A 22,261-nucleotide genomic window follows, 5' to 3' on the forward strand; every position below is an offset into this window, starting at 1 on the left:
CACCCCACCGCACCGAGACGAGACCCACCATGAGCGAGACCGCACCGCGCCCGGACTCCGCACACGAGCCCGACATCCTGGCCCAGCTCCAGGCCGAGGTCGCCCAGGACCTCGCCGACGAGCGACCGCCCGCGGGAGGTCCGGCGTACCAGGTCGTCGCCGCCGTCGCGGTGCTCGTCCTCGGCGCGGTGGCGGCGTGGCTCGCCCACGGCTACGGGCTCGGGTCGCTCCGGCGGCCCGGCCCCGGACTGTGGCCCTTCGTCGTCTCGGTCCTCATCGTCGTGCTGGGCCTCGTGCTGCTCCTGCGCGGGCGGGCCCTGGACGACGCGGAGAAGTTCACCCGGTCCAGCCTGCTCGTCCTCGTCGGCGCCGCGACCTTCCTGGCGCTCGGCGTGCTCCTGCCGGTGGTCGGCTTCGAGATCCCCGCCGTGCTGCTCTGCATCGTGTGGCTCCGCTTCCTCGGAGGCGAGTCCTGGCGCAGCACCCTCGTGATCTCGGTCCTCACGACTGCGGCCTTCTACCTGCTGTTCCTCTACGCCCTGTCCATCCCGCTGCCCCACCTGATCGCCTTCTGAGCGGCACCCCGGTCAGGACAGGAGAAACCCATGGACCTCAGCGCCTTCCTCGACGGCTTCGGTGTCGTCACCCAGCCCGGCAACCTGCTCTACTGCCTCATCGGCGTCGTCGTCGGCATGCTCATCGGCGTGCTGCCCGGCCTCGGCCCGGCCGCCACGATGGCGATCCTGCTGCCGATCGTCTACAACGCCCACGACCCGGTGGCCGCGATCATCATGCTCGCCGGCATCTACTACGGCGCCCAGTACGGCGGCACCATCACCTCGGTCCTGCTGCGGATCCCCGGTGAGGCCAGCTCCGTGGTCACGGTGTTCGACGGGTTCGCGCTGGCCAAGCAGGGCAAGGCCGGCACCGCCCTCGGCATCGCCGCCATCGGCTCCTTCGTCGGTGCCACCATCTCGATCATCGGCCTGACCCTCCTGGGCCCCGTCGTGGCCGGCTACGCGCTCGACTTCGGCTCGCCGGAGTACTTCGCCCTGGCCCTGCTCGGGGTGCTGCTGGTCGCCACCATCGGCAACGGCAACACGCTCAAGGCCCTCGCGGCCGCCGCGGTCGGGCTGCTGCTCGCCACCGTCGGCAGCGACACCTTCACGAGTGCCGACCGCTTCACCTTCGGCAGCCTCAACCTCCAGGGCGGCATCGACTTCGTCGTCGTGGCGATGGGCCTGTTCGGCGTCGGCGAGATCCTCTACAACCTCGAGGAGCGGCACGGCAAGCCGCACGTCCCCGCGGCCATCGCCAACATCTGGCCCTCCCGCAAGGACCTCAAGGAGGCCTCCCCCGCCATCGGTCGCGGCTCGCTGATCGGCTTCGTCCTCGGCGTGCTGCCCGGCGGAGGTGCCGTGATGGCCTCCCTGGCGGCGTACGCCGCGGAGAAGAAGGTGGCCAAGCAGCCCGAGCGCTTCGGCCGCGGCGCCATCGAGGGCGTCGCGGGCCCCGAGTCGGCCAACAACGCCGCGGCGACCTCGTCGTTCATCCCGCTGCTCACGATCGGCATCCCCGCCAACGCCTCGATGGCGATGCTCTACGCCGCTCTTCTGGTCGTCGGTGTCACGCCCGGCCCGCAGCTGATCGACGAGCGCCCCGACCTGTTCTGGGGCGTCATCAACTCGATGTACATCGGCAACCTGATCCTGCTGCTGCTCAGCATCCCGCTGGTCGGCGTCTTCGTCCGGATCCTCCGGGTGCGGCCCGCGATCCTCGCGCCGATCACCGCGCTCATCACGATCCTGGGCGTCTACACGATCAACAACTCGGTCTTCGACATCTTCGTGATGATCTTCTTCGGCGTCGTGGGCTACCTGATGAAGAAGACCGGCTTCGAGCCCGGCCCGATGGTTTTGGCGTTCGTGCTCGGGTCGCTGATCGAGTCGAGCTTCCGCCGCTCGATGCTGATCTTCGACGGCGACGCCACCGGGTTCGTGACGCGCCCGATCTCCGGCACGATCCTGGCCTTCGTCCTCCTGGTGGTCGTCGTGCCGCTCGTCCGCAAGGCCCGCCACCGGGGCGCCACCGCCCCCGAGACCGCCACCCCCGACAGCGCCCAGCGAGAGGACTCTTTGCGATGAGCACCCCCACGACGATCGTCATCGGCTACGTGCCCACCCCCGTCGGCGAGGCCGCGCTGGCCGCGGGCCTGGAGGAGGCGGCGCACCGCGGCGACGCGGTCGTCATCCTCAACAGCCCCCGCAGGCGCACCACGGTGGACGCCGAGTACGTCGACGCCACCGCCGCCGACGAGCTCGTCGCACGGGCCGCGGCCGCCGGTGTCACCGCGCGCGTCGACCAGGCCGACCACGGCGACGACCTCGTCGAGGTCTTCCGGCGCGTGGTCGCCGAGACCTCCGCACGGCTCGTCGTCATCGGGCTGCGCCGGCGCTCCCCGGTCGGCAAGCTGGTCACCGGCAGCGACGCGCAGCGGCTCCTGCTCGACCTCGAGGTGCCCGTCCTGGCCGTGAAGCCCACCGCGTGAGCGGCTCGCGCGTCTCCCGCGTCGTCGTCACGCCGGTCGCCTTCGAGGACCCGCCGCTGCTCAACGTCGTCGGGGTGCACCAGCCCTACGCGCTGCGCGCGGTCGTCGAGGTCCACACCGACGACGGCCTCCTAGGTCTGGGTGAGACCTACGCCGACGAGACGCACCTCGGCCGGCTCGACGCGGTCGCGGCCGCGCTGCCCGGCCACGACCCGTACGACCTGCACGGCCTGCGGCTGCTGGTGGGCGACGTGCTCGGCCGGGAGACCGGCGGGGGCGGCGCGTCGTTCGGCGGGATGCTCGACGTGGACTCCGCGCTCGACACGGTCGTCTCCCCGTTCGAGGTCGCCTGCCTCGACGTGCAGGCCCGCGCGGCCGGCGTCCCGGTCAGCGACCTGCTCGGCGGCGCGGTGCGCGAGCGGGTGCCGTTCAGCGGCTACCTCTTCCACAAGTGGGCCGGCCACCCCGGCCACGACGACGACGCGTGGGGCGAGGCGCTGACGCCCGACCAGCTCGTCGCGCAGGCACGCCGGATGGTCGACGGGTGGGGCTTCGGCTCCCTCAAGCTCAAGGGCGGCGTGCTGCCCCCCGACGCGGAGTGCACCGCGATCGAGGCGCTGCGCGACGCCTTCCCCGACCTGCCGCTGCGCCTGGACCCCAACGGCGCCTGGACCGTCGAGACGTCCGTCGCGGTCGCCGACCGCCTGGCCGGGGTCGTGGAGTACCTCGAGGACCCGACGCCCGGGATCGCCGGCATGGCCGCGGTCTCGGCGCGCACCGACGTGCCGCTGGCGACCAACATGTGCGTCATCGCGATGGAGCACCTGCCGCCCGCGATCGCGCAGGACGCCGTCCAGGTCGTCCTCTCCGACCACCACCTCTGGGGCGGGCTGCGCCGCTCCGCGCTCCTCGGCGGCATCACCGACGTGTGGGGCCTCGGGCTGTCGATGCACAGCAACTCCCACCTCGGCGTCTCGCTGGCCGCGATGGTCCACCTCGCGGCCGCCACGCCGAACCTGACCTACGCCTGCGACACCCACTACCCCTGGAAGACCCGCGACCTCCTCGCCGGCGACCCGCTTCCGTTCGTGGACGGCGCGGTGGCCGTCCCGACCAGCCCCGGCCTCGGCGTCGAGCTCGACCGCGACCTCCTCGGCGAGCTGCACGATCTCTACCTCTCCTGCGGCGTGCGCCGTCGCGAGGACACCGTCTACATGCGCTCGATCCAGCCCGGCTTCGAGGTCAACACCTCCCGCTGGTGACGAGCTGACGCATCTGCACGCGCCGCGTGCACAGATGCGTCAGCTCGGCAGGTTCTCGGCGTGCAGGTGCGTCAGGTGACGCGGCGGCGGGTGTTGCCGAGGTGCAGGCGCATGGCGGCGCGGGCGGTCTCGACGTCGCCGGCGAGGACCGCGGCGGCGACGTTGTCGTGCTCGCGCTGGACCCGCTCGACGTGGGTGGCGTCGGTCATGGAGTACGCCTCGCCGAGGCGGGTGCGCGGCAGCATGATCATCATCGGGCCGAGGGAGCTGAGCAGGTCGACGTAGAACCGGTTGCCGCTCGCGCGGGCGACGGCGAGGTGGAAGGCGAAGTCGGCCTCGACCGCCCCCTCGTGTCCGGCGCGCACGAACCCGGCCATCGCCTCCTCGATCGCCACGACGTCGCGGGCGGTGTGGTCGCGGGCGGCCAGGGCCGCGGCCTCGCTCTCGACGCCGATGCGGAAGTCGATCATGGCGACGACGTCGGCCTGCGTCCGGATGGCCGACGCCTCGACGCTGAACGACGACGCCTCGGGCACCGCGAGCACGAACGAGCCGCGACCCTGCTGGGTCTCGACGAGGCCCTCGGCCCGCAGCCGGGTGACGGCCTCGCGGACCACGGTGCGGGAGACGGCGTACTCCTCCACGAGCTCGGTCTCCGACGGCAGCTTGGCGCCGGGGGCGAGGTCGCCGGCCAGGATCTTGTCCTTGAGGCCGGCGACCACGCCCGCGGAGAGGGTGCTCATGCCGAGAAGGTAGCGGTCTCCACGGTGAGCTCGCGCATGCGCTCGGTGAGGGTGAAGCCGAGGCCCGGACGGTCCGGCACGAAGATCCGGCCGTCGCGGATCTCGATGCGCTCCTCGAAGAGCGGGTTGAGCCACTCGAAGTGCTCGACCCACGGCTCGGTGGGGTAGGTCGCGGCGAGGTGGAGGTGGATCTCCATCGCGTAGTGCGGGGCGAGGTCGAGGCGGTGGTGCGCCGCGAGGGTGGCGAAGCGCAGGAACGGCGTGATCCCGCCGATGCGGGGGGCGTCGGGCTGCACGATGCCGCGGTAGCCCGCGTCGACCAGGCCCATGTGCTCGTCGACCGAGGTGAGCATCTCGCCGGTGGCGATGGGGGTGTCGAAGGTCTGCGACAGGTCGGCGTGGCCGACGTGGTCCCAGGCGTCGAGCGGCTCCTCGATCCAGACCAGGTCGAACTGCTCCAGCTCGCGGCACATCCGGCGGGCGCGGGCGCGGTCCCACTGCTGGTTGGCGTCGACCATGAACGGCCCGTCGCCGAGGTGCTCGCGGAGCGCGGCGACGCGGCGCAGGTCCTCGCGCCAGTCCGGCTGACCGACCTTGATCTTGATGCCGCCGATGCCGGACTCGATCGAGGCGGTCGCCTTGTCCTTGATCTCCTCGACCGAGGCCTGGAGGAAGCCGCCGGAGGTGTTGTAGACGCGGCAGGAGTCGCGGTGGGCGCCGAGCAGCTTGGCCAGCGGCAGGCCGGCGCGGCGGGCCTTGAGGTCGTGGAGCGCGACGTCGAGGGCGGCGACGGCCTGCGTGGCGACGCCCGAGCGGCCGACCGAGGCGCCGGCCCACATGAGGGACTCGTAGATCTTCGCGATGTCGCTGGGGTCCTGGCCGACCGCCCGGTCCATGACCTCCTTGAGGTGGGCGTACTGCGCCCGGCCGCCCGCGCGCTTGGAGTAGCTGAAGCCCATCCCCTCGAGGCCCTGCTCGGTGGTGAGCTCGACGAAGAGCATGACCGTCTCGGTCAGCGGCTTCTGCCGGCCGGTGAGCACCTTGGCGTCGCTGACGGCGTAGGGCAGCGGCAGCACGACGTGCGACAGCGTGACGCTGCGGATGCGGTCGCCGGCGCCGCTCGGGCTCGTCGCGGCAGCGGGCGGGGTCTGGGTCTGCGTCATGGGGGTTCCTCGGGTCGGCGCCAACTTGTATGATGAGTTTGCAACTCATTCGACAAGTACGTCAAGACCGGGAGGTCGCCCCGTGCCGTCAGCCGACGGGCGTCACCAGCTCGCCCCGCTCGAGGAACGCGTCGACGTTGTCGAGCACCAGCCGGCCCATCGCCTCGCGGGTCCCGGTGGTCGCGCTCCCGACGTGGGGCAGCAGCACCACGTCGTCGCGACGCAGGAGCGCGGCCGGCACGTGCGGCTCGTCGGCGAAGACGTCGAGCCCTGCCCCGGCGATCCGGCCGTCCTCCAGCGCGGCGACGAGGGCGTCCTCGTCGACGACCGAGCCGCGCGCCACGTTGACCAGGAACCCGTCGGCCCCCAGCGCGTCGAGGACCTCGGCGTCGACGAGGTGGCGCGTCCCGTCGCCGCCCGGCACGAGCACCAGCAGCACGTCGCTCGCCCGGGCGAGGTCGACCGGCGAGACGTGGTGCGTCCAGGCCACGTCCCTGGGACGGCGCGAGTGGTAGTGCACCTCGGCGCCGAACGCCTCGAGCCGCGCGGCGGCCGCCGACCCGATCCGGCCGAGCCCGAGCACCCCGACGACCGCGCCGCGCACGTCGCGCGCCAGCGGCATCCGCTCGCCCCGCGCCCACGCCCCGCTGCGCACGAACCGGTCGGCCGCGCTCGCGCGGCGCAGCACGTCGAGGACGAGAAGCACGGCCAGGTCGGCCACCGCGTCGGTGAGCACGTCGGGGGTGTTGGAGACGACGATGCCGCGGCGTGCGGCCTCGGCCACGTCGACGTTGTCGTAGCCGACCCCGAAGTTCACGACCGCGCGGAGGTCGGGCAGCGCGTCCATCTCCGCGGCGCCGACCGCGGCGCCGCCGCCGACGACGGCCACCTCCACCCCGGCGGGGTCGTCGAGGTCGGCGAGGGCGGGTGCGGCGTACCGCTCGGCGACCCACGAGCGCACGAACGGCATGAGCCCTCCGAGCTGCACGACGCGGACCGGGTGCTGGGGCTGGGAGCTCACCCCGTCATCCTTGCCGGGCGCGGCCGCCGCGGTCCAAGAGCGGCTCGCTATCGCACGATGCACGGGGAGGAACCCACGTGGACCTGCTGACAGGCTTCACCACGATCCTCGTCGTCATCGCCGCGGGCGCCGCGCTGGCCCACGTCGGGGTGCTGGACCAGCGCTCGCAGCGCACCCTCGGCGAGATCGCGTTCTTCGTCGCCTCCCCCGCGCTCATGGTCGTCACCATCAGCCGGGTGCACCTCGAGACGGCCGCGGTCAACCTCGTCGCCTCGACCGTCTCGCTCGGCGCCTGCTTCGCGGCGTACGTCGTGCTGGCACGGCTGCTCTGGCGGCCCGACGCGGGCTCGCTCCTCATCGGGGCCCTGTCGGCGTCCTACGTCAACGCCGGCAACCTCGGCATCGCCATCGCGGCCTACGTCGTCGGCGACCTCACGGTCGTGGTGCCCACCCTGCTGGTGCAGATGCTGCTCGTGCAGCCGGCGGCCCTCATCGCGCTCGACCGCATCACCGGTCGCGGCGAGGGCGGCCGGGCGGCGCTGCGCCGCCTGCTCACCAACCCGCTGACGGTCGCGGCCGTGGTGGGGCTGGTGCTCGCCCTCACCGGCTGGCGGCTGCCCGCGCCGGTCCTGGCGCCGCTGGAGATGCTGGGCGGTGCGGCGATCCCGCTGATGCTGATGTCCTACGGCGCCGCGCTCCGCCTCAGCCCGCCCCTCGGCCGCGCCGGGCACAACGGCGAGGTGCTGCTGGTCGCGGGCCTCAAGCTGGCGGTCATGCCGGTCGTGGCGTGGCTCGTGGGGACGGCCCTCGGCCTCGACGGCCGGGTGCTGCTCGGCGTGGTGATCACCGCGGCGCTGCCGACCGCGCAGAACATCTTCCTGCACGCCACCCGCTACCGCGTCGGCGAGGACGTCGCCCGCGAGAGCATCCTGGTGACGACCCTCGCCTCCCTGCCGGTGGCGCTGCTGGTCGCCGTCGTGCTGGGCTGACCACCACCCGTCCGCCCGTCCCACCCGTCCCGCCCGGAGGAGACACCCGTGACCGACCCGCACCCCCTGCTCGACCGCCTGCGCGAGGCGGTCGGCGCCGCCCACGTGCTCGCTGGCGACGACGAGGCCTACGTCGTCGACTGGACCGGCGTGCACCGCGGGCGTGCCCTCGCGGTGGTGCGGCCCGGGTCGACCGAGGAGGTCGCGGCCGTGGTGCGGGCGTGCGCAGAGGCGCGCACACCCCTCGTCCCACAGGGCGGCAACACCGGTCTGGTCGGCGGTGGCGTCCCCGACGGCTCCGGGCGGCAGGTCGTGCTGTCGCTGACCCGGATGCGGACCGTGCGCGAGGTCGACCCGGTCGCCGGCACGATCACCGTCGACGCCGGGGTGGTGCTCGCCGACGTGCAGGCCGCCGCCGCCGCGGTCGACCGGCTGTTCCCGATGTCGCTCGGCTCGGAGGGCAGCTGCACCATCGGCGGCAACCTCGCCACCAACGCCGGCGGCACCGCGGTGCTGCGCTACGGCATGACGCGCGAGCTGGTGCTGGGCCTCGAGGTCGTGCTGCCCGACGGGAGGGTCTGGGACGGCCTGCGCGGCCTGCGCAAGGACAACACCGGCTACGACCTCACCCAGCTCTTCGTCGGCTCCGAGGGCACGCTCGGCGTGATCACCGGCGCCGTCCTGCGGCTCTTCCCCGCGACCCCGCGCCACGCCACCGCCTGGGTCGCGGTGCCGACCGTCGCCGACGCGGTCGCGCTGCTGACGCTCGCCCAGCGCGAGGGCGGCGCCCACCTGGCGACGTTCGAGATCGCCAACCGGCAGGCCCTCGACCTCGTCCTGGCCCACCTGCCCGGCGCGGTCGACCCGCTGGAGGCGCCGAGCGACTGGTACGTCCTCGTCGAGCTCGCCGGCACCGCCTCCGACGACGGCCTCGACGACGCGCTCGAGCGGCTGCTGTCGCTCGGCGTCGAGGCGGGTGCGGCGACCGACGCGGCGGTCGCGACCAGTCCCGCGCGACGCGACGCGCTGTGGGCGCTGCGCGAGGGCATCTCGGAGGTGCAGAAGGTCGAGGGCGCCACGCTCAAGCACGACGTCACGCTCCCCATCGCCCGGCTCGCCGACTGGACCGAGGCGATGGGCCCGCGACTGCAGGAGGTGCTGCCCGGCGTGCGCCCGGTGACCTACGGCCACGTCGGCGACGGCAACCTCCACTACAACCTCAACGCGCCGGTCGGCCGCGACCGGGACCTCCTCGACGCGGCGCCCGACCTCTCCCGCGCCATCTACGACGCCGTCGCCGCCGAGCACGGCTCGATCAGCGCCGAGCACGGACTCGGCCGGACCAAGGCGGCGGCAGCGGCGTCGTACAAGTCGGAGGTCGAGGTCGACCTGATGCGCGCCCTCAAGCAGGCCCTCGACCCCGACGGCCTGCTCAACCCGGGCGTCCTGCTCACCCCTCCGGCTGGGACCTAGGCTGGAGGCATGAAGGCCCAGACCCTCGGTCGCATCGTGCTCGGTGGCTTCATGGTCACCGCCGGCGTCCTGCACCTCACCACCCAGCGCCAGGAGTTCCAGGCGCAGGTCCCCGACTGGTTCCCCGTCGACGAGGACCTCACGGTCGTCGGCTCCGGCGTCGTGGAGATCGGGCTCGGGGCGGCGTTCGTCGCGCTGCCGAGGCACCGGCGCACCGTCGGCGCGCTGCTCGCCGCGTTCTTCGTCGCGATCTTCCCCGGCAACATCGCGCAGTACGTCGAGGGCACCGACGCGTTCGGCCTCGACACCGACCGCGCCCGCCTGGTCCGGCTGTTCTTCCAGCCGCTGCTGGTGCTGCTGGCGCTGTGGGGCGGCGGACTGCTCGACCGCCGACGCTCCCAGGTCCACGAGGCGCAGGAGCGCGAAGAGGTCGAGACCGGGGAGTGAGCCGCTCCCCGCGCGCCGACGGCCCCGGGCTGTCGGCGGAGATCCGCGTGCTGCTGGTCGCGGCGTTCCTCATCGCTGTCGGCTTCGGCCTGGTCTCCCCCGTCCTCCCCGCCTACGCCCGCAGCTTCGACGTCGGCGTCGCCGCCGCGTCGGTCGTGGTGTCGGCGTTCGCCTTCTTCCGTCTCGTCTTCGCCCCCGCCGGCGGGGCGCTGGTGCAGCGCCTCGGCGAGCGCCCGGTCTACCTCGTCGGCCTGCTCGTGGTCGCGGCCTCGTCGCTGGCCACCGCCTTCGCGCAGTCCTACGTGCAGCTGCTCGTCCTGCGCGGCCTCGGGGGCATCGGGTCGACGATGTTCACCGTCTCCGCGATGGCGCTGCTGGTGCGCCTGGCGCCGCCCGACATGCGCGGACGCGTCTCGTCGGCCTACGCCAGCTCCTTCCTGATCGGCGGCATGATCGGGCCGGTGCTCGGCGGCGCGCTCGCCGGCTTCGGCCTGCGCACCCCGTTCGTCGTGTACGCCGTCGCGCTGGTGCTCGCGGCCGCGCTCGTCGGCGTCCGCCTGGGCGGCGCTCGGCTGCGGCCGGCAGACGCGGCCGGCCCGGCGGCCCCGCCGATGCGGCTGGGCGAGGCGCTCGGCCACCGCACCTACGTCGCCGCGCTCGGATCCGGCTTCGCCAACGGCTGGTGCAACTTCGGCGTGCGGGTCGCGGTGCTGCCGCAGCTCGCCGTCGCGATCCACGACGACACCTGGGTGGCGGGCGTCGCGCTAGCGCTGGCCGCCGCCGGCACGGCGCTCACGCTGCAGGTCTCCGGCCGGGTCGCGGACACGGTGGGGCGTCGTCCGCTCGTGGTCGTCGGGCTGCTCGTCACGGCCGCCTCGCTCGGGCCGCTGGGGCTGAGCCACTCACTGGTGGTGCTCCTCGCCCTGTCGGTGCTGTCCGGCGTCGGCGCGGGCCTGGTCAACCCCGGGCAGCAGGCGAGCGTCGCCGACGTCGTCGGCAGCGGGCGCTCGGGCGGGACGGTGCTGAGCACCTTCCAGATGTCGCAGGACGCCGGCGCGATCCTCGGCCCCGTGCTGGTCGGCCTGGTCGCCGACGCCGTCGGCTTCGGCTGGGCGTTCGCCACCACCGCGCTGGTCAGCCTGCTGGCGATCCCGCTGTGGCTCCGCGCTCCGGAGACCCGGCCGACTGCATCCGCCCCCGCCGCCTGACGCGTCAGAGCGTCGGCAGCCAGTCGACCCGCCCGGCCAGGGCGGCGTACCCGACGAAGGCGCCGACGTCGAGCAGCGTGTGGGCCACCACGAACGGCATCACCCGGCCCCAGCGGCGGTAGAGCAGGCCGAAGAGCAGGCCCATCGCGAGGTTGCCGACGAAGCCGCCGAGGCCCTGGTAGAGGTGGTAGCTGCCGCGCAGCACGGCGGCGAGGCCGATCGCGGCGGTGTCGCCGAAGCCGAGCTGGCGCAGCCGGACGAGCACGAAGCCGAGGACGACGTACTCCTCGAGCACCGCGTTCTCCGCCGCGGCCAGCACGAGCACCGGCACCTGCCACCACTCGCCCGGCAGCGACTGCGCGACGACGGTGAGGTTGGTGCCGAGCGCGAAAGTCGCGAGGTAGAACACCACGCCGACCGAGCCGACGCCGGCGGCGAGCCACGCGCCGCGGCCGAGATCGCCCCACGACGCCCACCCGCCGCCGCGGGCCCAGACCTCGCGCAGGGTGGTGCCGGAGCGGACCAGCAGGTAGCCGGCCAGCGCCACCGGGACGAGCGCGAAGCCGACGCGCAGCAGCTGGTAGGTCAGGTCGAGCCACGGCCGGTCGGGCGCGAGGCTGTTGTTGAGGGTGGCCGCCTGCGACGACAGCGGGCCCGGCGCGGTGAGCGCGGAGACGAGACTGACGACGGAGTAGATCGCCGAGCGGCCCAGCGAGACCAGCAGCACCAGGGCCAGCTCGGTCCACAGCAGCGCCCGCGCCAGGTCGGGCACGCCGCCGGGGACCGCCGTGTCGCGCAACCGCCACCACGGGCGTACGGCCTCGGTCGTCGTGCTCACGGACCCAGCATCCCCCAGCCGGCTGAGCGCCACCTGAGGGGCGACCCAGAAGTGCCGGCCCGCCCCCGCCGGATGGCATCTGAGGACACCGGGGGAGCCGACACGCCGTTCCTCGGTCCCAGGGCGTCCTCAGATGACCGGCGGGCCGGTCAGTAGGTGTTGGCCAGGGTGGTGGCCATCGACTCCCACTGCGCGTAGGCGTTGGGGCAGCACGAGCGCTGCACGGCGTCGGCGGCGAGCGTCTTGCTCATCGACTCCCAGCCGGAGACGTCGAACAGCCCGCGGTTGGAGGTGTACGCCGAGACGCCCAAGAATCCCTGGGTCGCGTAGGTCGGGTTGACGCACGCCGTGCCGCCGGAGCACCAGCCCTGGCCCGGACGCTGCTGGAACAGCCCGAGCGAGTCGCGGTCGCCGAACTGGATGTTGCACAGCTTCGACTCCTGCATCGCCGTCATCAGGGCGATCACCTGCGCGTTGCGGTTGCCGCCGGCGTTGCGGGTGGCGGTGAGCACCGCGCGGACGTTGGCCACCTGCGCGCTGCTCAGGCTGGACGCGGTCGACCCGCCGGTGGAGTAGCACAGCGTCTGGTCGCCGGCCTGGCTGTAGCCGATCAGCTCCTGCCAGGTCGCCGCGTCGACCGAGCCGGTCTGCGACAGCCCGTGCGCGGCCTGGAACGCCACCACGGCCGCGCGGGTGCCGGAGCCGAAGACGCCGTCGACGACCAGGTTGGCGCCGTACTTGTTGAGCTGCGTCTGCGCGGCCTTCACCGCGCTGCCGTTGGTCGAGCCCTGGCTGACCGCGATCACCAGGCGCGGCCAGGTGCCGCTGCCGGCGATGCCGTCGACGGGCGAGATCCCGCGCGCGGACTGGAACGCCTTGAGGTTCGCGGTGGTGCCGCTGCCGAAGACGCCGTCGGCGGTCGTGACGTACCCCTGGGCGGTGAGGAGGTGCTGCAACGTCATCGCGTTGTTGTTGCGCGGCTGGCCGGCCTGGGTGATCGGCCACGTGCTCGCCGCGCGGGCCGGTGCGGCGACGAACAGGGCCGCGGCCACCAGGGCCACGGCGAGGAGGGCGAGGACGGCCTTGCTGCCGGTGGGCAGGGTCGAGCGATGCATGGCGGAGCTCCCGAGAGACGGTGCCCGGCCATCCCGAGTCGGCCGGACGCGTGCCCCGACCCTCCCCCGCGTTCCTCGGGCTGGTCAAGACCACCGGTCGGCGCTTGTGTCCCGCGCGAAGGCGCCGAGTCGGCGCTTGTGTCCCGCACCGTGGGACATTCGCGCCGACTCGGCGGAGGTCAGGTCACCCGGCGAGCAGCGTGAGCCCGTCCTCGCCGGCGTCGACGGTGACCGCGCCGCCGTCGGTGACCTGCCCGGCGATGAGCATCCGGGCGAGGGGGTCGCCGATGGCCGACTGGATCAGCCGGCGCAGCGGGCGGGCGCCGTAGGCCGGGTCGAAGCCGGTCTCGGCCAGCCAGGCGCGCGCGGCGTCGGTGACCGAGATGGTGATCCGCCGGACCGCGAGCCGCTTCTCCAGCAGCGCGAGCTGCAGGTCGACGATGTGCGCGAGGTCGTCCTTGGTCAGCGCGTCGAACATGACGACCTCGTCGAGCCGGTTGAGGAACTCGGGCTTGAAGTGCGCCCGGACCACGCCCATCACCTGCTCCTTCTTCACCTCCGGCTCCATCAGCGGGTCGACCAGGAAGTTCGAGCCGAGGTTGGAGGTCAGGATGAGCAGGGTGTTGCGGAAGTCGACCGTACGGCCCTGGCCGTCGGTGAGCCGGCCGTCGTCGAGCACCTGGAGCAGGACGTCGAAGACCTCCGGGTGCGCCTTCTCGACCTCGTCGAGCAGCACGACGCTGTAGGGGCGCCGGCGCACGGCCTCGGTGAGCTGACCGCCCTCGTCGTAGCCGACGTAGCCGGGAGGGGCGCCGACGAGCCGCGACACGGAGTGCTTCTCGCCGTACTCGCTCATGTCGATGCGCACGATCGCGCGCTCGTCGTCGAAGAGGAAGTCGGCCAGCGACTTGGCGAGCTCGGTCTTGCCGGTGCCGGTGGGGCCGAGGAACAGGAACGAGCCGGTGGGCCGGTGGGGGTCGGCGATGCCGGCGCGCGAGCGGCGTACGGCGTCGCTCACCGCGGCGACCGCGTCGCGCTGGCCGATCAGCCGCTCGCCGATGACCTGCTCCATCTCGAGCAGCTTGGCGGTCTCGCCCTGGAGCATCTTGCCGGTGGGGATGCCGGTCCAGGCCTCGACGACGTCGGCGATCTGCTCGGCGCCGACCTCCTCGCCGACGAGCGGCTCGAGGTCGACGGCCTCGGCCTTCTCGACCTCGGCGATCTGCTTCTCCAGCGCCGGGATCCGGGCGTAGTTGATCTCCGAGGCGCCGGCGAGGTCGCCCTCGCGCAGCCGCTTGTCGGCCTCGATCTTGAGCGCGTCGAGCTGGCGGCGCAGCTCGCCCTCGCCCTGCAGCTGGTCCTTCTCGCGGGCCCAGCGGGCCTCGAGGCCGCGCAGCTCCTCCTCCTTGTCGGCGAGGTCCTTGCGCAGCGCATCCAGCCGCTCGACCGACGCGTCGTCGGTCTCCTTGGCCAGCGCGAACTCCTCCATCTTCAGCCGCTCCACGCGGCGCCGGAGCTGGTCGATCTCCTCCGGCGAGGACTCGTGCTCCATCCGCAGCCGCGAGGCGGCCTCGTCGATGAGGTCGATCGCCTTGTCGGGCAGCTGGCGGCCGGTGATGTAGCGGTCGGAGAGCGTGGCGGCGGCGACCAGCGCGGCGTCGGTGATCCGGACCCCGTGGTGGGCCTCGTACTTCTCCTGGATGCCGCGCAGGATCTGGATGGTGTCCTCGACGGACGGCTCGCCCACGAAGACCTGCTGGAAGCGGCGCTCGAGCGCGGGGTCCTTCTCGATGCGCTCGCGGTACTCGTCGAGCGTGGTGGCGCCGATCATGTGCAGCTCGCCGCGCGCCAGCATCGGCTTGAGCATGTTGCCGGCGTCCATCGCGGAGTCGCCGCCGGCGCCCGCGCCGACGACCGTGTGCAGCTCGTCGATGAAGGTGATGACCTGGCCGCCCGCGTCCTTGATCTCTTCGAGCACGGCCTTGAGCCGCTCCTCGAACTCGCCGCGGTACTTCGCGCCCGCGACCATCGCCGCGAGGTCGAGCGACAGCACGCGGCGGCCCTTGAGCGAGTCGGGGACGTCGCCGGCGACCACGCGCTGGGCCAGGCCCTCGACGACGGCGGTCTTGCCGACGCCGGGCTCGCCGATCAGCACGGGGTTGTTCTTGGTGCGCCGCGACAGCACCTGGATCACGCGGCGGATCTCGGCGTCGCGACCGATGACGGGGTCGAGCCGGCCGTCCTCGGCCGCCTGGGTGAGGTCGACGGAGAACTTCTCGAGCGACTCGTACGACGCCTCGGCGCTCTCGCTGGTCACGCGACGGTTGCCGCGGACGGCCGTGATCGCCTCGCGCAGCCCGTCGGCGGTGAGACCTGCGTCGGTGAGCACCTTCTGGGCCGGCGACTCGACGGTGGCGATCGCGACCAGGAGGTGGTCGGTCGCGACGTACTCGTCCTTCATCGACCCCGCGAGGTCGAGCGAGGCGGCCAGCACCCGGGTCAGCGACGCCGAGCCGCTGGGCTGCTGGACGGTCGAGCCGGAGGCGCGGGGCAGCTGCTGCTGCGCGGCCTCGGCCTGGGCGAGCAGGACGGCCGGGTCGACGCCCGCCTTCTGCACCAGGCTCCGCGTCGCGCCGTCCTCCTGCCGGAGCAGGGCGACGAGCAGGTGGACGGGCTCGGTGTGGGCGTTGCCGCCCGTGGTCGCGGCGAGCTGCGCCGCCTCGACGACCTCGCGGCTGCGGGTCGTGAACTTCTCGGCACCGAACGTGCTCAACTCTTCTCCTCCGTGGTCGTGCGGTCTGGGTCCACTCTGGTCCCACCTGGTTCAACGAGCGAGAAGTTGAGTCGATTCCCCTCAACTTTGGATTTCTTGCCCGGCGCGCCGGCTCGACCCCTCGGCCCCGCCATCCCCCGCCCTCCCGCGGGGTAGTCCAGTGGCAGAACGTCGTCCACTCCCGGTAGTCCAGTGGCAGAACGTCGTCCCGACCTCCCGCACGCGACGTTTTGCCACTGGACTACCCACACACTCGGGGCGGGAGGTAGTCCAGTGGCAAACCGTCGTCCTGACGCCCCGTACACAGCGTTCTGCCACTGGACTACCCCGACGGGCGGAGGGAGGACAGGCCCGGGGGTTGAGCCGCCGTGCTCACCCGCGGGACGCAGCCGGCTGCCCAGCGTCGGGGCATCACGTCGACCACGCGCCCGCGCACGGCCGTCACTGCGGCGCAGCGTCGCCGAGCCGCCTGAGGAGGTAGGTGTCCATCACCCAGCCGTCGGCGTCCTTGGCGCGCGCCCGGGCCGCGCGGACGTCCGCGACCACCGAGGCGAGCGGGCCGGCGACCAGCTCCTCGTGAGGGCTGCCGAGGTTGGCGCCCCACCAGATGTCCCACTCCCCGGCGAGCGTGGCGGCCTGCAGGCCGCCGTCGAGCATGACGACCAGGTTGTCGTGGCCGGCCGCGACCTCGGCGGCGAGCCGGCGCCCGGTGGTCACCAGCACCGGCCGCCCGACCTCGTGGAGCACGACCCGGTGGCGGGCCGCCAGCAGGGAGAGCGCGGAGATCCCGGGCAGCACGTCGTACGGCACCCCGAGGCGGTCGACGACACGGATCGTGGAGTCGTAGAACGCCGGGTCGCCCCACACCAGGAAGCCGACCGTGCCGGGGCGCCCGACCATGACCGCGCCGTACGCCGCCGCGCGGGCGTCGTGCCAGTCGAGCACAGCGCCGTCGTAGCCGGCCTCGTCGAGGCCGGCCGAACGGTCACGCGGCGGGTCGGGCACGGCGACCAGCTCCACGCCCACCTCCGCGCAGATCGCCCGCCGCAGCGCGAGCAGCGGGTCGTCCGGCCCCTTGTCGGCGGCGATGACGTAGTCGCAGGCCGCGATCGCCGCGCGCGCCTCGACAGTGAGCTGGCCGGGGTGGCAGCCGATCCCGACGACCCGCACGGTGGTGCGGGGGTCGAGCTCGATCACCGGTCCTCCAGCTCGCCCTCGACGTCGAGGTAGACCTGCTGCAGCGCGGCCATCACCTCGGCGTCGGGCTCGGCCCACAGCCCGCGGTCGGCCGCCTCGTGGAGCCGCTCGACGATGCCGCGCAGCGCCCACGGGTTGGAGGTGCGCAGGAACTGCTGGGTGGTCTCGTCGAGGACGTACTCCTTGGCCAGCGACTCGTACATCCAGTCGTGGACGACGCCGGCGGTGGCGTCGAAGCCGAAGAGGTAGTCGACGGTGGCCGCGAGCTCGAAGGCGCCCTTGTAGCCGTGGCGCTGCATCGCGCCGATCCAGCGCGGGTTGACCACGCGGGCGCGGAAGACGCGGTTGGTCTCCTCCTGCAGCGTGCGGGTGCGGACCGCGTCGGGCGAGGTGGAGTCGCCGACGTACGCCTTCGGGTCGGCGCCGGTCAGCGCGCGCACGGTGGCGACCATGCCGCCGTGGTACTGGAAGTAGTCGTCGCTGTCGGCGATGTCGTGCTCGCGGGTGTCGATGTTCTTCGCCGCGACCTTGATCCGCCGGTAGTTGGTGCGCATGTCGTCGGCGGCGGGCGCGCCGTCGAGGTCGCGGCCGTAGGCGAAGCCGCCCCAGGCCGTGTAGACCTCGGCGAGGTCCTGGTCGCTGCGCCAGTTGCCCGACTCGACGACCTGCAGGATCCCGGCGCCGTAGGACCCCGGCTTCGAGCCGAAGATGCGCGTGGTCGAGCGGCGCTCGTCGCCGTGCTCGGCGAGGTCGGCGCGCGCGTGGGCCCGGACGAAGTTGAGCTCGTCGGGCTCATCCAGGCCCGCCACGAGGCGTACGGCGTCGTCGAGCATCGCGACCACGTGCGGGAAGGCGTCGCGGAAGAAGCCGGAGATCCGCACGGTGACGTCGATGCGCGGGCGACCGAGCTCCTCGAGCGGCACCACGGTGAGGTCGTTGACGCGGCGCGAGGCGGGGTCCCACTCGGGTCGTACGCCGAGCAGCGCGAGCACCTCGGCCACGTCGTCGCCGCTGGTGCGCATCGCGCTCGTGCCCCAGACCGACAGGCCGACGGACTGCGGGTGGGTGCCGGTCTCCTCGACGTACTTCCTCACCAGCGACTCGGCCATCGCCTGCCCGGTCTGCCACGCCAAGCGCGAGGGGACCGCGCGCGGGTCGACGGTGTAGAAGTTGCGCCCGGTCGGCAGCACGTTGACCAGCCCGCGCAGCGGCGAGCCCGACGGGCCGGACGGCACGAAGCCGCCGTCGAGGGCGTGGACGACGGCGTCGAGCTCGTCGGTCGTCCGGGCCAGCCGAGGCACGACCTGCGTGGCCGCGAAGGCCAGCACCCGCTGCACCTCGGGGTCGTCGTGCAGCTCAGCGACGCGCGCGACGTCCCAGTCGGCCGCGTCCATCGCCTGCACGAGCGCGCGGGCCTGCTCCTCGATCGCGTCGACGGCGCTCGTCGCCTCGGCGCCCTCCTTGAGGCCGAGGGCGGAGCGCAGCCCGGGCACCGCCGCCTCCTGGCCGCCGAAGACCTGCGAGGCGCGCAGGATCGCCAGCACCAGGTTGACCCGCGCCTCACCGGACGGGGCCTCCCCGAGCACGTGGAGGCCGTCGCGGATCTGGGCGTCCTTGATCTCGCAGAGCCAGCCGTCGACGTGCATGATGAAGTCGTCGAACGACTCGTCGTCCGGCTGCTCCTCCAGCCCGAGGTCGCGGTGCATCTCGGCGGCGTGCATCAGCTGCCAGATCTCGCCGCGGATCGCCGGCAGCTTGGCCGGGTCCATCGCGGCGATGTTGGCGTGCTCGTCGAGGAGCTGCTCGAGCCGGGCGATGTCGCCGTAGGACTCCGCGCGCGCCATCGGCGGCACGAGGTGGTCGACGATCGTGGCGTGCGCGCGCCGCTTGGCCTGCGCGCCCTCGCCGGGGTCGTTGACGAGGAACGGGTAGACCAGCGGGAGGTCGCCCAGCGCGGCGTCGGTGCCGCAGGCCGCGGACAGCGCGGCGTTCTTGCCGGGCAGCCACTCCAGCGAGCCGTGCTTGCCGAGGTGCACGACGGCGTCGGCCTTGAACCCCTGCTCGAGCCAGCGGTAGGCGCCGAGGTAGTGGTGGGTCGGTGCGAGGTCGGGGTCGTGGTAGATCGCGATCGGGTTCTCCCCGAAGCCGCGCGGCGGCTGGATCAGCAGCACCACGTTGCCTGCGCGGACGGTCGCCAGCACCAGCTCACCGGCGTCGTTGACGAACAGCGAGCCGGGCGCCTCGCCCCACGCCTCGACCATGTCGGCGCGCAGCTGCTCGGGCAGGTGCGCGGTCCAGGCGACGTACTGCTCGCGGGTGATCCGCACGTGCGCGTCGGTCAGCTGCGCCTGCGTCAGCCACTCCTCGTCCTGGCCGCCGGCCGCGATGAGGGTGTGGATCAGCGCGTCGCCGGCCTCGGTGTCGTCGTCCATCGCGAGGATCCGGGTGACCTCGTTGTCGCCGCCGAGGTCGTAGCCCTCCTCGCGCAGCCGCCTCAGCATGCGCACCGCGGAGACCGGGGTGTCGAGGCCGACCGCGTTGCCGATGCGCGCGTGCTTGGTGGGGTACGCCGACAGCACGAGCGCGAGCCGCTTCTCCGCGTTCGGGACGTGGCGCAGGCGGGCGTGGCGGACCGCGATGCCCGCCACCCGAGCGCAGCGCTCGGGGTCGGCGACGTAGCGCGGCAGGCCGTCGGCGTCGACCTCCTTGAAGGAGAACGGGGCGGTGATGATCCGCCCGTCGAACTCGGGGATCGCGATCTGCGTCGCGGAGTCCATCGGGCTGACGCCGTCGTCGGATGCCTCCCACTCGGCACGGCTGGAGGTCAGGCACAGGCCCTGGATGATCGGGATGTCGAGCGTCGCCATCCGCGCGACGTCCCACGACTCGTCGTCGCCTCCCGCGCTGGCGCCCGCCGGGACGCTGCCGCCGGCGGCAAGGACGGTGACGACCAGGGCGTCGAGGGTGCCGAAGGCCTCGAAGAGGTCGTCGGGCGCCGAGCGCAGGGAGCCGGCGAAGATCGGCACGCCGACCGCCTTCCCGGTGGCATCGATCGCGTCGGCGAGGGCGTGCGCGAACGCGGTGTTGCCGCTGGCCTCGTGGGCTCGGTAGTAGAGGACCCCGACCCGCGGCAGCTCGGGGTCGGCGCTCGCGGCGCGCTCGGCGTACCCCCACTGCGGCAGCACCTGCGGCGGCTCGAAGCCCTCGCCGGTGAGCAGGACGGTGTCGGAGAGGAACGCGTGGAGCTGGCGGAGATTGGCCGGGCCGCCCTCGGCGAGGTAGCGGTGGGCCTCGGCGGCGACCCCGATCGGCACCGAGCTGAGCTCCATCAGCTCCGCGCTCGGCGACTGCTCGCCGCCCAGCACGACGACGGGCATGCCGGTCGCAGCGACGCGGGTGAAGCCGGAGCACAGGTCCTGGGGCGAGCCGAGCAGGCGCCCGACGACGAGGTCGCAGCCCTCGATCACCTCGGCCATCGACTGGTGGCCGGGCCGCGCCGGGTTGGCCAGCACGAAGTCGGCACCGGACTCGCGGGCGCTCAGCAGGTCGGTGTCGGACGTGGACAGCAGCGCGATGCGCACGGTTCCTCCTCGGGGTTCTCGCCCCTCTGATCGGATCCGCGTGGGCCAGTATCTGGCTGCGGGCCTGCGCGCAGGCCCTCACAGTGGCGGAACCGCCCCGGGATCGCACCGGGTTCCTGGGTTCCACGCGGAGTGGTCCGCGCAGCCTAGCCCCTGCGAGGATCGGGCCATGACCGTGCGCACCCGCAGCGACCTGTGCCCGGGGGTCTTCCGCCCGTGGCCGGCCGACGACGGCGCCCTCGTACGGCTGCGCATCCCCGGCGGCCGGATCAGCCGCGCCACCCTGCTCGACCTCATCGGGGTCGCCGAGCGCAACGGCGACGGCAAGGTGCACCTGACCAAGCGCGCCAACCTCCAGCTCCGCGGCCTCCCGCTTGCCGACGGCGCGCTGACGCGCTCGGTCGTCGAGGCGATCCGGGTCACCGGCCTGCTGCCGCACCCCGACCACGAGCTGGTCCGCAACGTGCTCGTCTCCCCGCTCACCGGCCTGCACGGCGGCCGCGCCGACCTCCGCCCGGTGACGGACGAGCTCGACGAGCGGGTGTGCGCGACGCCGTCCTTGGCGAAGCTGCCCGGGCGGTTCCTCTTCGTCCTCGACGACGGGCGCGGCGACCTCGTCGGCCGCTCGTGCGACCTCGGCCTCGTCGCGCTGTCCGACGACGAGGTGCAGCTGCGGATCGGATCCCACCACTGGGGTCCGGTCGTCCCGATCACCGAGACCGCCGCCCGGCTCACCGGCCTGGCGCGGGCCTTCCAGCAGGTACGCGGCGCGGGCGACGACGCCGCCTGGCACGTCGACGACCTGCCGGCAGTCCCCGACGCCCACGAGCCCGACCCGCGGCTGCCGTCGGCGAGCGGACCGCCGCCCTTCGGCGAGCTCGTGCCCGGTCTGACCCACGTCGCGGTCGAGGGTGGCGTGGTCGACCGGGGCGTCGCGGACGCCCTCCCCGAGGACCTCGTGGTCACGCCGTGGAAGTCGCTGGTCGCCGGCGTCCCAGACCCGCTGCCCGAGCCCGACGACGAGCCCGCCTGACGCTCACGCCACGCAGATGACCCCGCGGTTGCCCTCCTGGTCGGCGATGACGGTCAGCCCGGGCGCCTGGCTGTCGTCGACCACGGTCGCGCCGGCCGCGAGCGCCGCGGCGAGCCGCTCCTCGCGCGCCTCGGCCGAGACGTAGACCTCGACGTGCCAGCGCTGCCCACCGTTGTCAGCACGCGGGTCGTCGAACCAGAGGTTCGGCACGCGCTGGCTCCCGTCGCGCACCTCGTCGCCCGGCGACCCGCGGCCCACGGAGGCGGCGTCACCCGTGAGCAGCGCGGCCCAGACGGCCGCGGCGGCTGCGGAGTCCGCGACCTCCAGCCCGAGCTCGACCTCCGCCACGCCCGCCGGGTCGGCGGCCAGCCCGTGCTCGGCGGCGACGTCGGTGATCCGGCGGGCGAGGTCGACGTCCTGCTGCGTCGGCCACTCGACGACGTACTCAGTGCCGTCGTCGGCGCGGTAGATCGCGTCGTCGGTGACGAGCTCGAGGTCGACGAAGCCGGAACCGATCCGCACCCGCGGGTGGTGGCCGACCTCGTCACCCGCCTCGCCGACCGCCGTCACGAAGCGCGCGGCCTCGGCGAAGGAGCCTGTGCGGAAGCGCGCGTGCAGCCCCTGGGCGAGCTTCACCCAGTCGGTGAGGCCGGCGTCGGCGATCTCGCTCCCCCGCAGCATGTCCATCCCGGGACCCTCCCCCACGCCGCCCGGCACCGCAAGGCCCTAGGCTGCCCCCGTCACGCGACGCAGGAACCCGGTGAGAGTCCGGGGCGGTTCCGCCACTGTCAGTCCCCTCGGCAGCGAGGGGCGAGCCAGACACTGCCCGCGCCGACGTACCTGCCACCTGAGGGGCGAGAACCCCAAGGA

General features: G+C 73.4%; 18 protein-coding genes and 2 riboswitches. Of the genes, 9 read left to right on the top strand and 9 right to left on the bottom strand.

Annotation, left to right across the window (positions count from 1 at the left end):
- The first annotated feature begins 29 nt into the window (after positions 1 to 29).
- Genes ACFFJG_RS07865 through ACFFJG_RS07880 form a run of 4 tightly spaced genes read left to right on the top strand, consistent with a single transcriptional unit; the run spans position 30 to position 3,810 of the window.
- On the top strand, positions 30 to 575 hold the full coding sequence (locus tag ACFFJG_RS07865; protein ID WP_378518044.1) for a tripartite tricarboxylate transporter TctB family protein: 546 nt from the start codon (positions 30 to 32) through the stop codon (positions 573 to 575).
- Positions 576 to 605: 30 nt separating this feature from the next.
- A complete protein-coding gene (locus ACFFJG_RS07870) occupies positions 606 to 2,144 on the top strand; it encodes a tripartite tricarboxylate transporter permease (protein ID WP_378518045.1) in 1,539 nt (512 codons plus the stop codon).
- Positions 2,141 to 2,548: a universal stress protein gene (locus ACFFJG_RS07875; RefSeq protein ID WP_378518046.1), complete on the top strand. Its 408-nt coding sequence runs from the start codon at positions 2,141 to 2,143 to the stop codon at positions 2,546 to 2,548. The genes ACFFJG_RS07870 and ACFFJG_RS07875 overlap by 4 nt, the downstream gene beginning before the upstream one ends.
- Positions 2,545 to 3,810, top strand: a complete 1,266-nt coding sequence (locus tag ACFFJG_RS07880) for an enolase C-terminal domain-like protein (protein WP_378518047.1) — start codon at positions 2,545 to 2,547, stop codon at positions 3,808 to 3,810. Before ACFFJG_RS07875 ends, ACFFJG_RS07880 begins: the two co-directional genes overlap by 4 nt.
- 71 nt (positions 3,811 to 3,881) lie before the next feature.
- Here the strand turns inward: ACFFJG_RS07880 and ACFFJG_RS07885 are convergent, their stop codons facing one another.
- The 3 genes from ACFFJG_RS07885 to ACFFJG_RS07895 form a co-directional block, all read right to left on the bottom strand.
- Positions 3,882 to 4,553, bottom strand: a complete 672-nt coding sequence (locus ACFFJG_RS07885; RefSeq protein ID WP_378518048.1) for a FadR/GntR family transcriptional regulator — start codon at positions 4,551 to 4,553, stop codon at positions 3,882 to 3,884.
- Entirely contained in the window at positions 4,550 to 5,716 is a 1,167-nt protein-coding gene (locus ACFFJG_RS07890; protein ID WP_378518049.1) for an L-talarate/galactarate dehydratase, read from the bottom strand. Before ACFFJG_RS07890 ends, ACFFJG_RS07885 begins: the two co-directional genes overlap by 4 nt.
- 88 nt (positions 5,717 to 5,804) lie before the next feature.
- The gene (locus tag ACFFJG_RS07895; RefSeq protein WP_378518050.1) at positions 5,805 to 6,737 is read right to left on the bottom strand and encodes a 2-hydroxyacid dehydrogenase; all 933 of its coding nucleotides are present in this window, start codon (positions 6,735 to 6,737) and stop codon (positions 5,805 to 5,807) included.
- 77 nt (positions 6,738 to 6,814) lie between these two features.
- On the opposite strand from ACFFJG_RS07895, the gene ACFFJG_RS07900 reads away from it, so the two are divergent.
- From ACFFJG_RS07900 to ACFFJG_RS07915, 4 genes are read left to right on the top strand one after another with little or no spacing between them, the layout of a single operon-like run.
- The gene (locus tag ACFFJG_RS07900) at positions 6,815 to 7,726 is read left to right on the top strand and encodes an AEC family transporter (protein WP_378518051.1); all 912 of its coding nucleotides are present in this window, start codon (positions 6,815 to 6,817) and stop codon (positions 7,724 to 7,726) included.
- Between the two features lie 48 nt (positions 7,727 to 7,774).
- The gene (locus tag ACFFJG_RS07905; RefSeq protein WP_378518052.1) at positions 7,775 to 9,199 is read left to right on the top strand and encodes an FAD-binding oxidoreductase; all 1,425 of its coding nucleotides are present in this window, start codon (positions 7,775 to 7,777) and stop codon (positions 9,197 to 9,199) included.
- Positions 9,200 to 9,208: 9 nt separating this feature from the next.
- On the top strand, positions 9,209 to 9,646 hold the full coding sequence (locus ACFFJG_RS07910; protein ID WP_378518053.1) for a DoxX family protein: 438 nt from the start codon (positions 9,209 to 9,211) through the stop codon (positions 9,644 to 9,646).
- Positions 9,643 to 10,854, top strand: a complete 1,212-nt coding sequence (locus tag ACFFJG_RS07915) for an MFS transporter (protein ID WP_378518054.1) — start codon at positions 9,643 to 9,645, stop codon at positions 10,852 to 10,854. Before ACFFJG_RS07910 ends, ACFFJG_RS07915 begins: the two co-directional genes overlap by 4 nt.
- Before the next feature lie 4 nt (positions 10,855 to 10,858).
- Here ACFFJG_RS07915 and ACFFJG_RS07920 read toward each other — a convergent pair whose 3' ends face one another.
- From ACFFJG_RS07920 to cobN, 5 genes are all read right to left on the bottom strand, one after another.
- The gene (locus ACFFJG_RS07920) at positions 10,859 to 11,692 is read right to left on the bottom strand and encodes a CPBP family intramembrane glutamic endopeptidase (RefSeq protein WP_378518055.1); all 834 of its coding nucleotides are present in this window, start codon (positions 11,690 to 11,692) and stop codon (positions 10,859 to 10,861) included.
- A 149-nt stretch (positions 11,693 to 11,841) separates the two neighbouring features.
- Positions 11,842 to 12,807 (bottom strand): peptidoglycan-binding domain-containing protein, encoded by a 966-nt coding sequence (locus tag ACFFJG_RS07925; RefSeq protein ID WP_378518056.1) that lies wholly within the window; start codon positions 12,805 to 12,807, stop codon positions 11,842 to 11,844.
- 184 nt (positions 12,808 to 12,991) lie between these two features.
- On the bottom strand, positions 12,992 to 15,580 hold the full coding sequence (gene clpB, locus ACFFJG_RS07930; protein ID WP_378518057.1) for an ATP-dependent chaperone ClpB: 2,589 nt from the start codon (positions 15,578 to 15,580) through the stop codon (positions 12,992 to 12,994).
- Between the two features lie 441 nt (positions 15,581 to 16,021).
- Positions 16,022 to 16,777 carry a precorrin-6A synthase (deacetylating) gene (gene cobF, locus ACFFJG_RS07935; RefSeq protein WP_378518058.1) on the bottom strand — a complete coding sequence of 252 codons (756 nt, stop codon included), beginning with the start codon at positions 16,775 to 16,777 and terminating at the stop codon, positions 16,022 to 16,024.
- Positions 16,774 to 20,358 carry a cobaltochelatase subunit CobN gene (gene cobN / locus ACFFJG_RS07940; RefSeq protein WP_378518059.1) on the bottom strand — a complete coding sequence of 1,195 codons (3,585 nt, stop codon included), beginning with the start codon at positions 20,356 to 20,358 and terminating at the stop codon, positions 16,774 to 16,776. The genes cobF and cobN overlap by 4 nt, the downstream gene beginning before the upstream one ends.
- Positions 20,359 to 20,384: 26 nt before the next feature.
- A riboswitch (cobalamin riboswitch) is annotated at positions 20,385 to 20,523 on the bottom strand.
- 4 nt (positions 20,524 to 20,527) lie between these two features.
- Here cobN and ACFFJG_RS07945 point away from each other — a divergent pair.
- Entirely contained in the window at positions 20,528 to 21,391 is an 864-nt protein-coding gene (locus ACFFJG_RS07945) for a ferredoxin-like domain-containing protein (RefSeq protein WP_378518060.1), read from the top strand.
- A 3-nt stretch (positions 21,392 to 21,394) separates the two neighbouring features.
- Here ACFFJG_RS07945 and ACFFJG_RS07950 read toward each other — a convergent pair whose 3' ends face one another.
- On the bottom strand, positions 21,395 to 22,078 hold the full coding sequence (locus ACFFJG_RS07950) for a 4a-hydroxytetrahydrobiopterin dehydratase (protein WP_378518061.1): 684 nt from the start codon (positions 22,076 to 22,078) through the stop codon (positions 21,395 to 21,397).
- A 63-nt stretch (positions 22,079 to 22,141) separates the two neighbouring features.
- Positions 22,142 to 22,216: riboswitch (cobalamin riboswitch) on the top strand.
- Positions 22,217 to 22,261: the final 45 nt, after the last annotated feature.

Source organism: Nocardioides zeicaulis, assembly GCF_042432345.1.
Taxonomy (GTDB): domain Bacteria; phylum Actinomycetota; class Actinomycetes; order Propionibacteriales; family Nocardioidaceae; genus Nocardioides; species Nocardioides zeicaulis.

Bases quoted from the DNA above. Each gene is read 5' to 3' on its own strand.
- ACFFJG_RS07925 (WP_378518056.1), bottom strand. From the start codon at position 12,807: ATGCATCGCTCGACCCTGCCCACCGGCAGCAAGGCCGTCCTCGCCCTC.
- ACFFJG_RS07870 (WP_378518045.1), top strand. From the start codon at position 606: ATGGACCTCAGCGCCTTCCTCGACGGCTTCGGTGTCGTCACCCAGCCC.
- ACFFJG_RS07885 (WP_378518048.1), bottom strand. From the start codon at position 4,553: ATGAGCACCCTCTCCGCGGGCGTGGTCGCCGGCCTCAAGGACAAGATC.
- ACFFJG_RS07875 (WP_378518046.1), top strand. From the start codon at position 2,141: ATGAGCACCCCCACGACGATCGTCATCGGCTACGTGCCCACCCCCGTC.
- ACFFJG_RS07945 (WP_378518060.1), top strand. From the start codon at position 20,528: ATGACCGTGCGCACCCGCAGCGACCTGTGCCCGGGGGTCTTCCGCCCG.
- ACFFJG_RS07865 (WP_378518044.1), top strand. From the start codon at position 30: ATGAGCGAGACCGCACCGCGCCCGGACTCCGCACACGAGCCCGACATC.
- ACFFJG_RS07910 (WP_378518053.1), top strand. From the start codon at position 9,209: ATGAAGGCCCAGACCCTCGGTCGCATCGTGCTCGGTGGCTTCATGGTC.
- ACFFJG_RS07890 (WP_378518049.1), bottom strand. From the start codon at position 5,716: ATGACGCAGACCCAGACCCCGCCCGCTGCCGCGACGAGCCCGAGCGGC.
- ACFFJG_RS07950 (WP_378518061.1), bottom strand. From the start codon at position 22,078: ATGGACATGCTGCGGGGGAGCGAGATCGCCGACGCCGGCCTCACCGAC.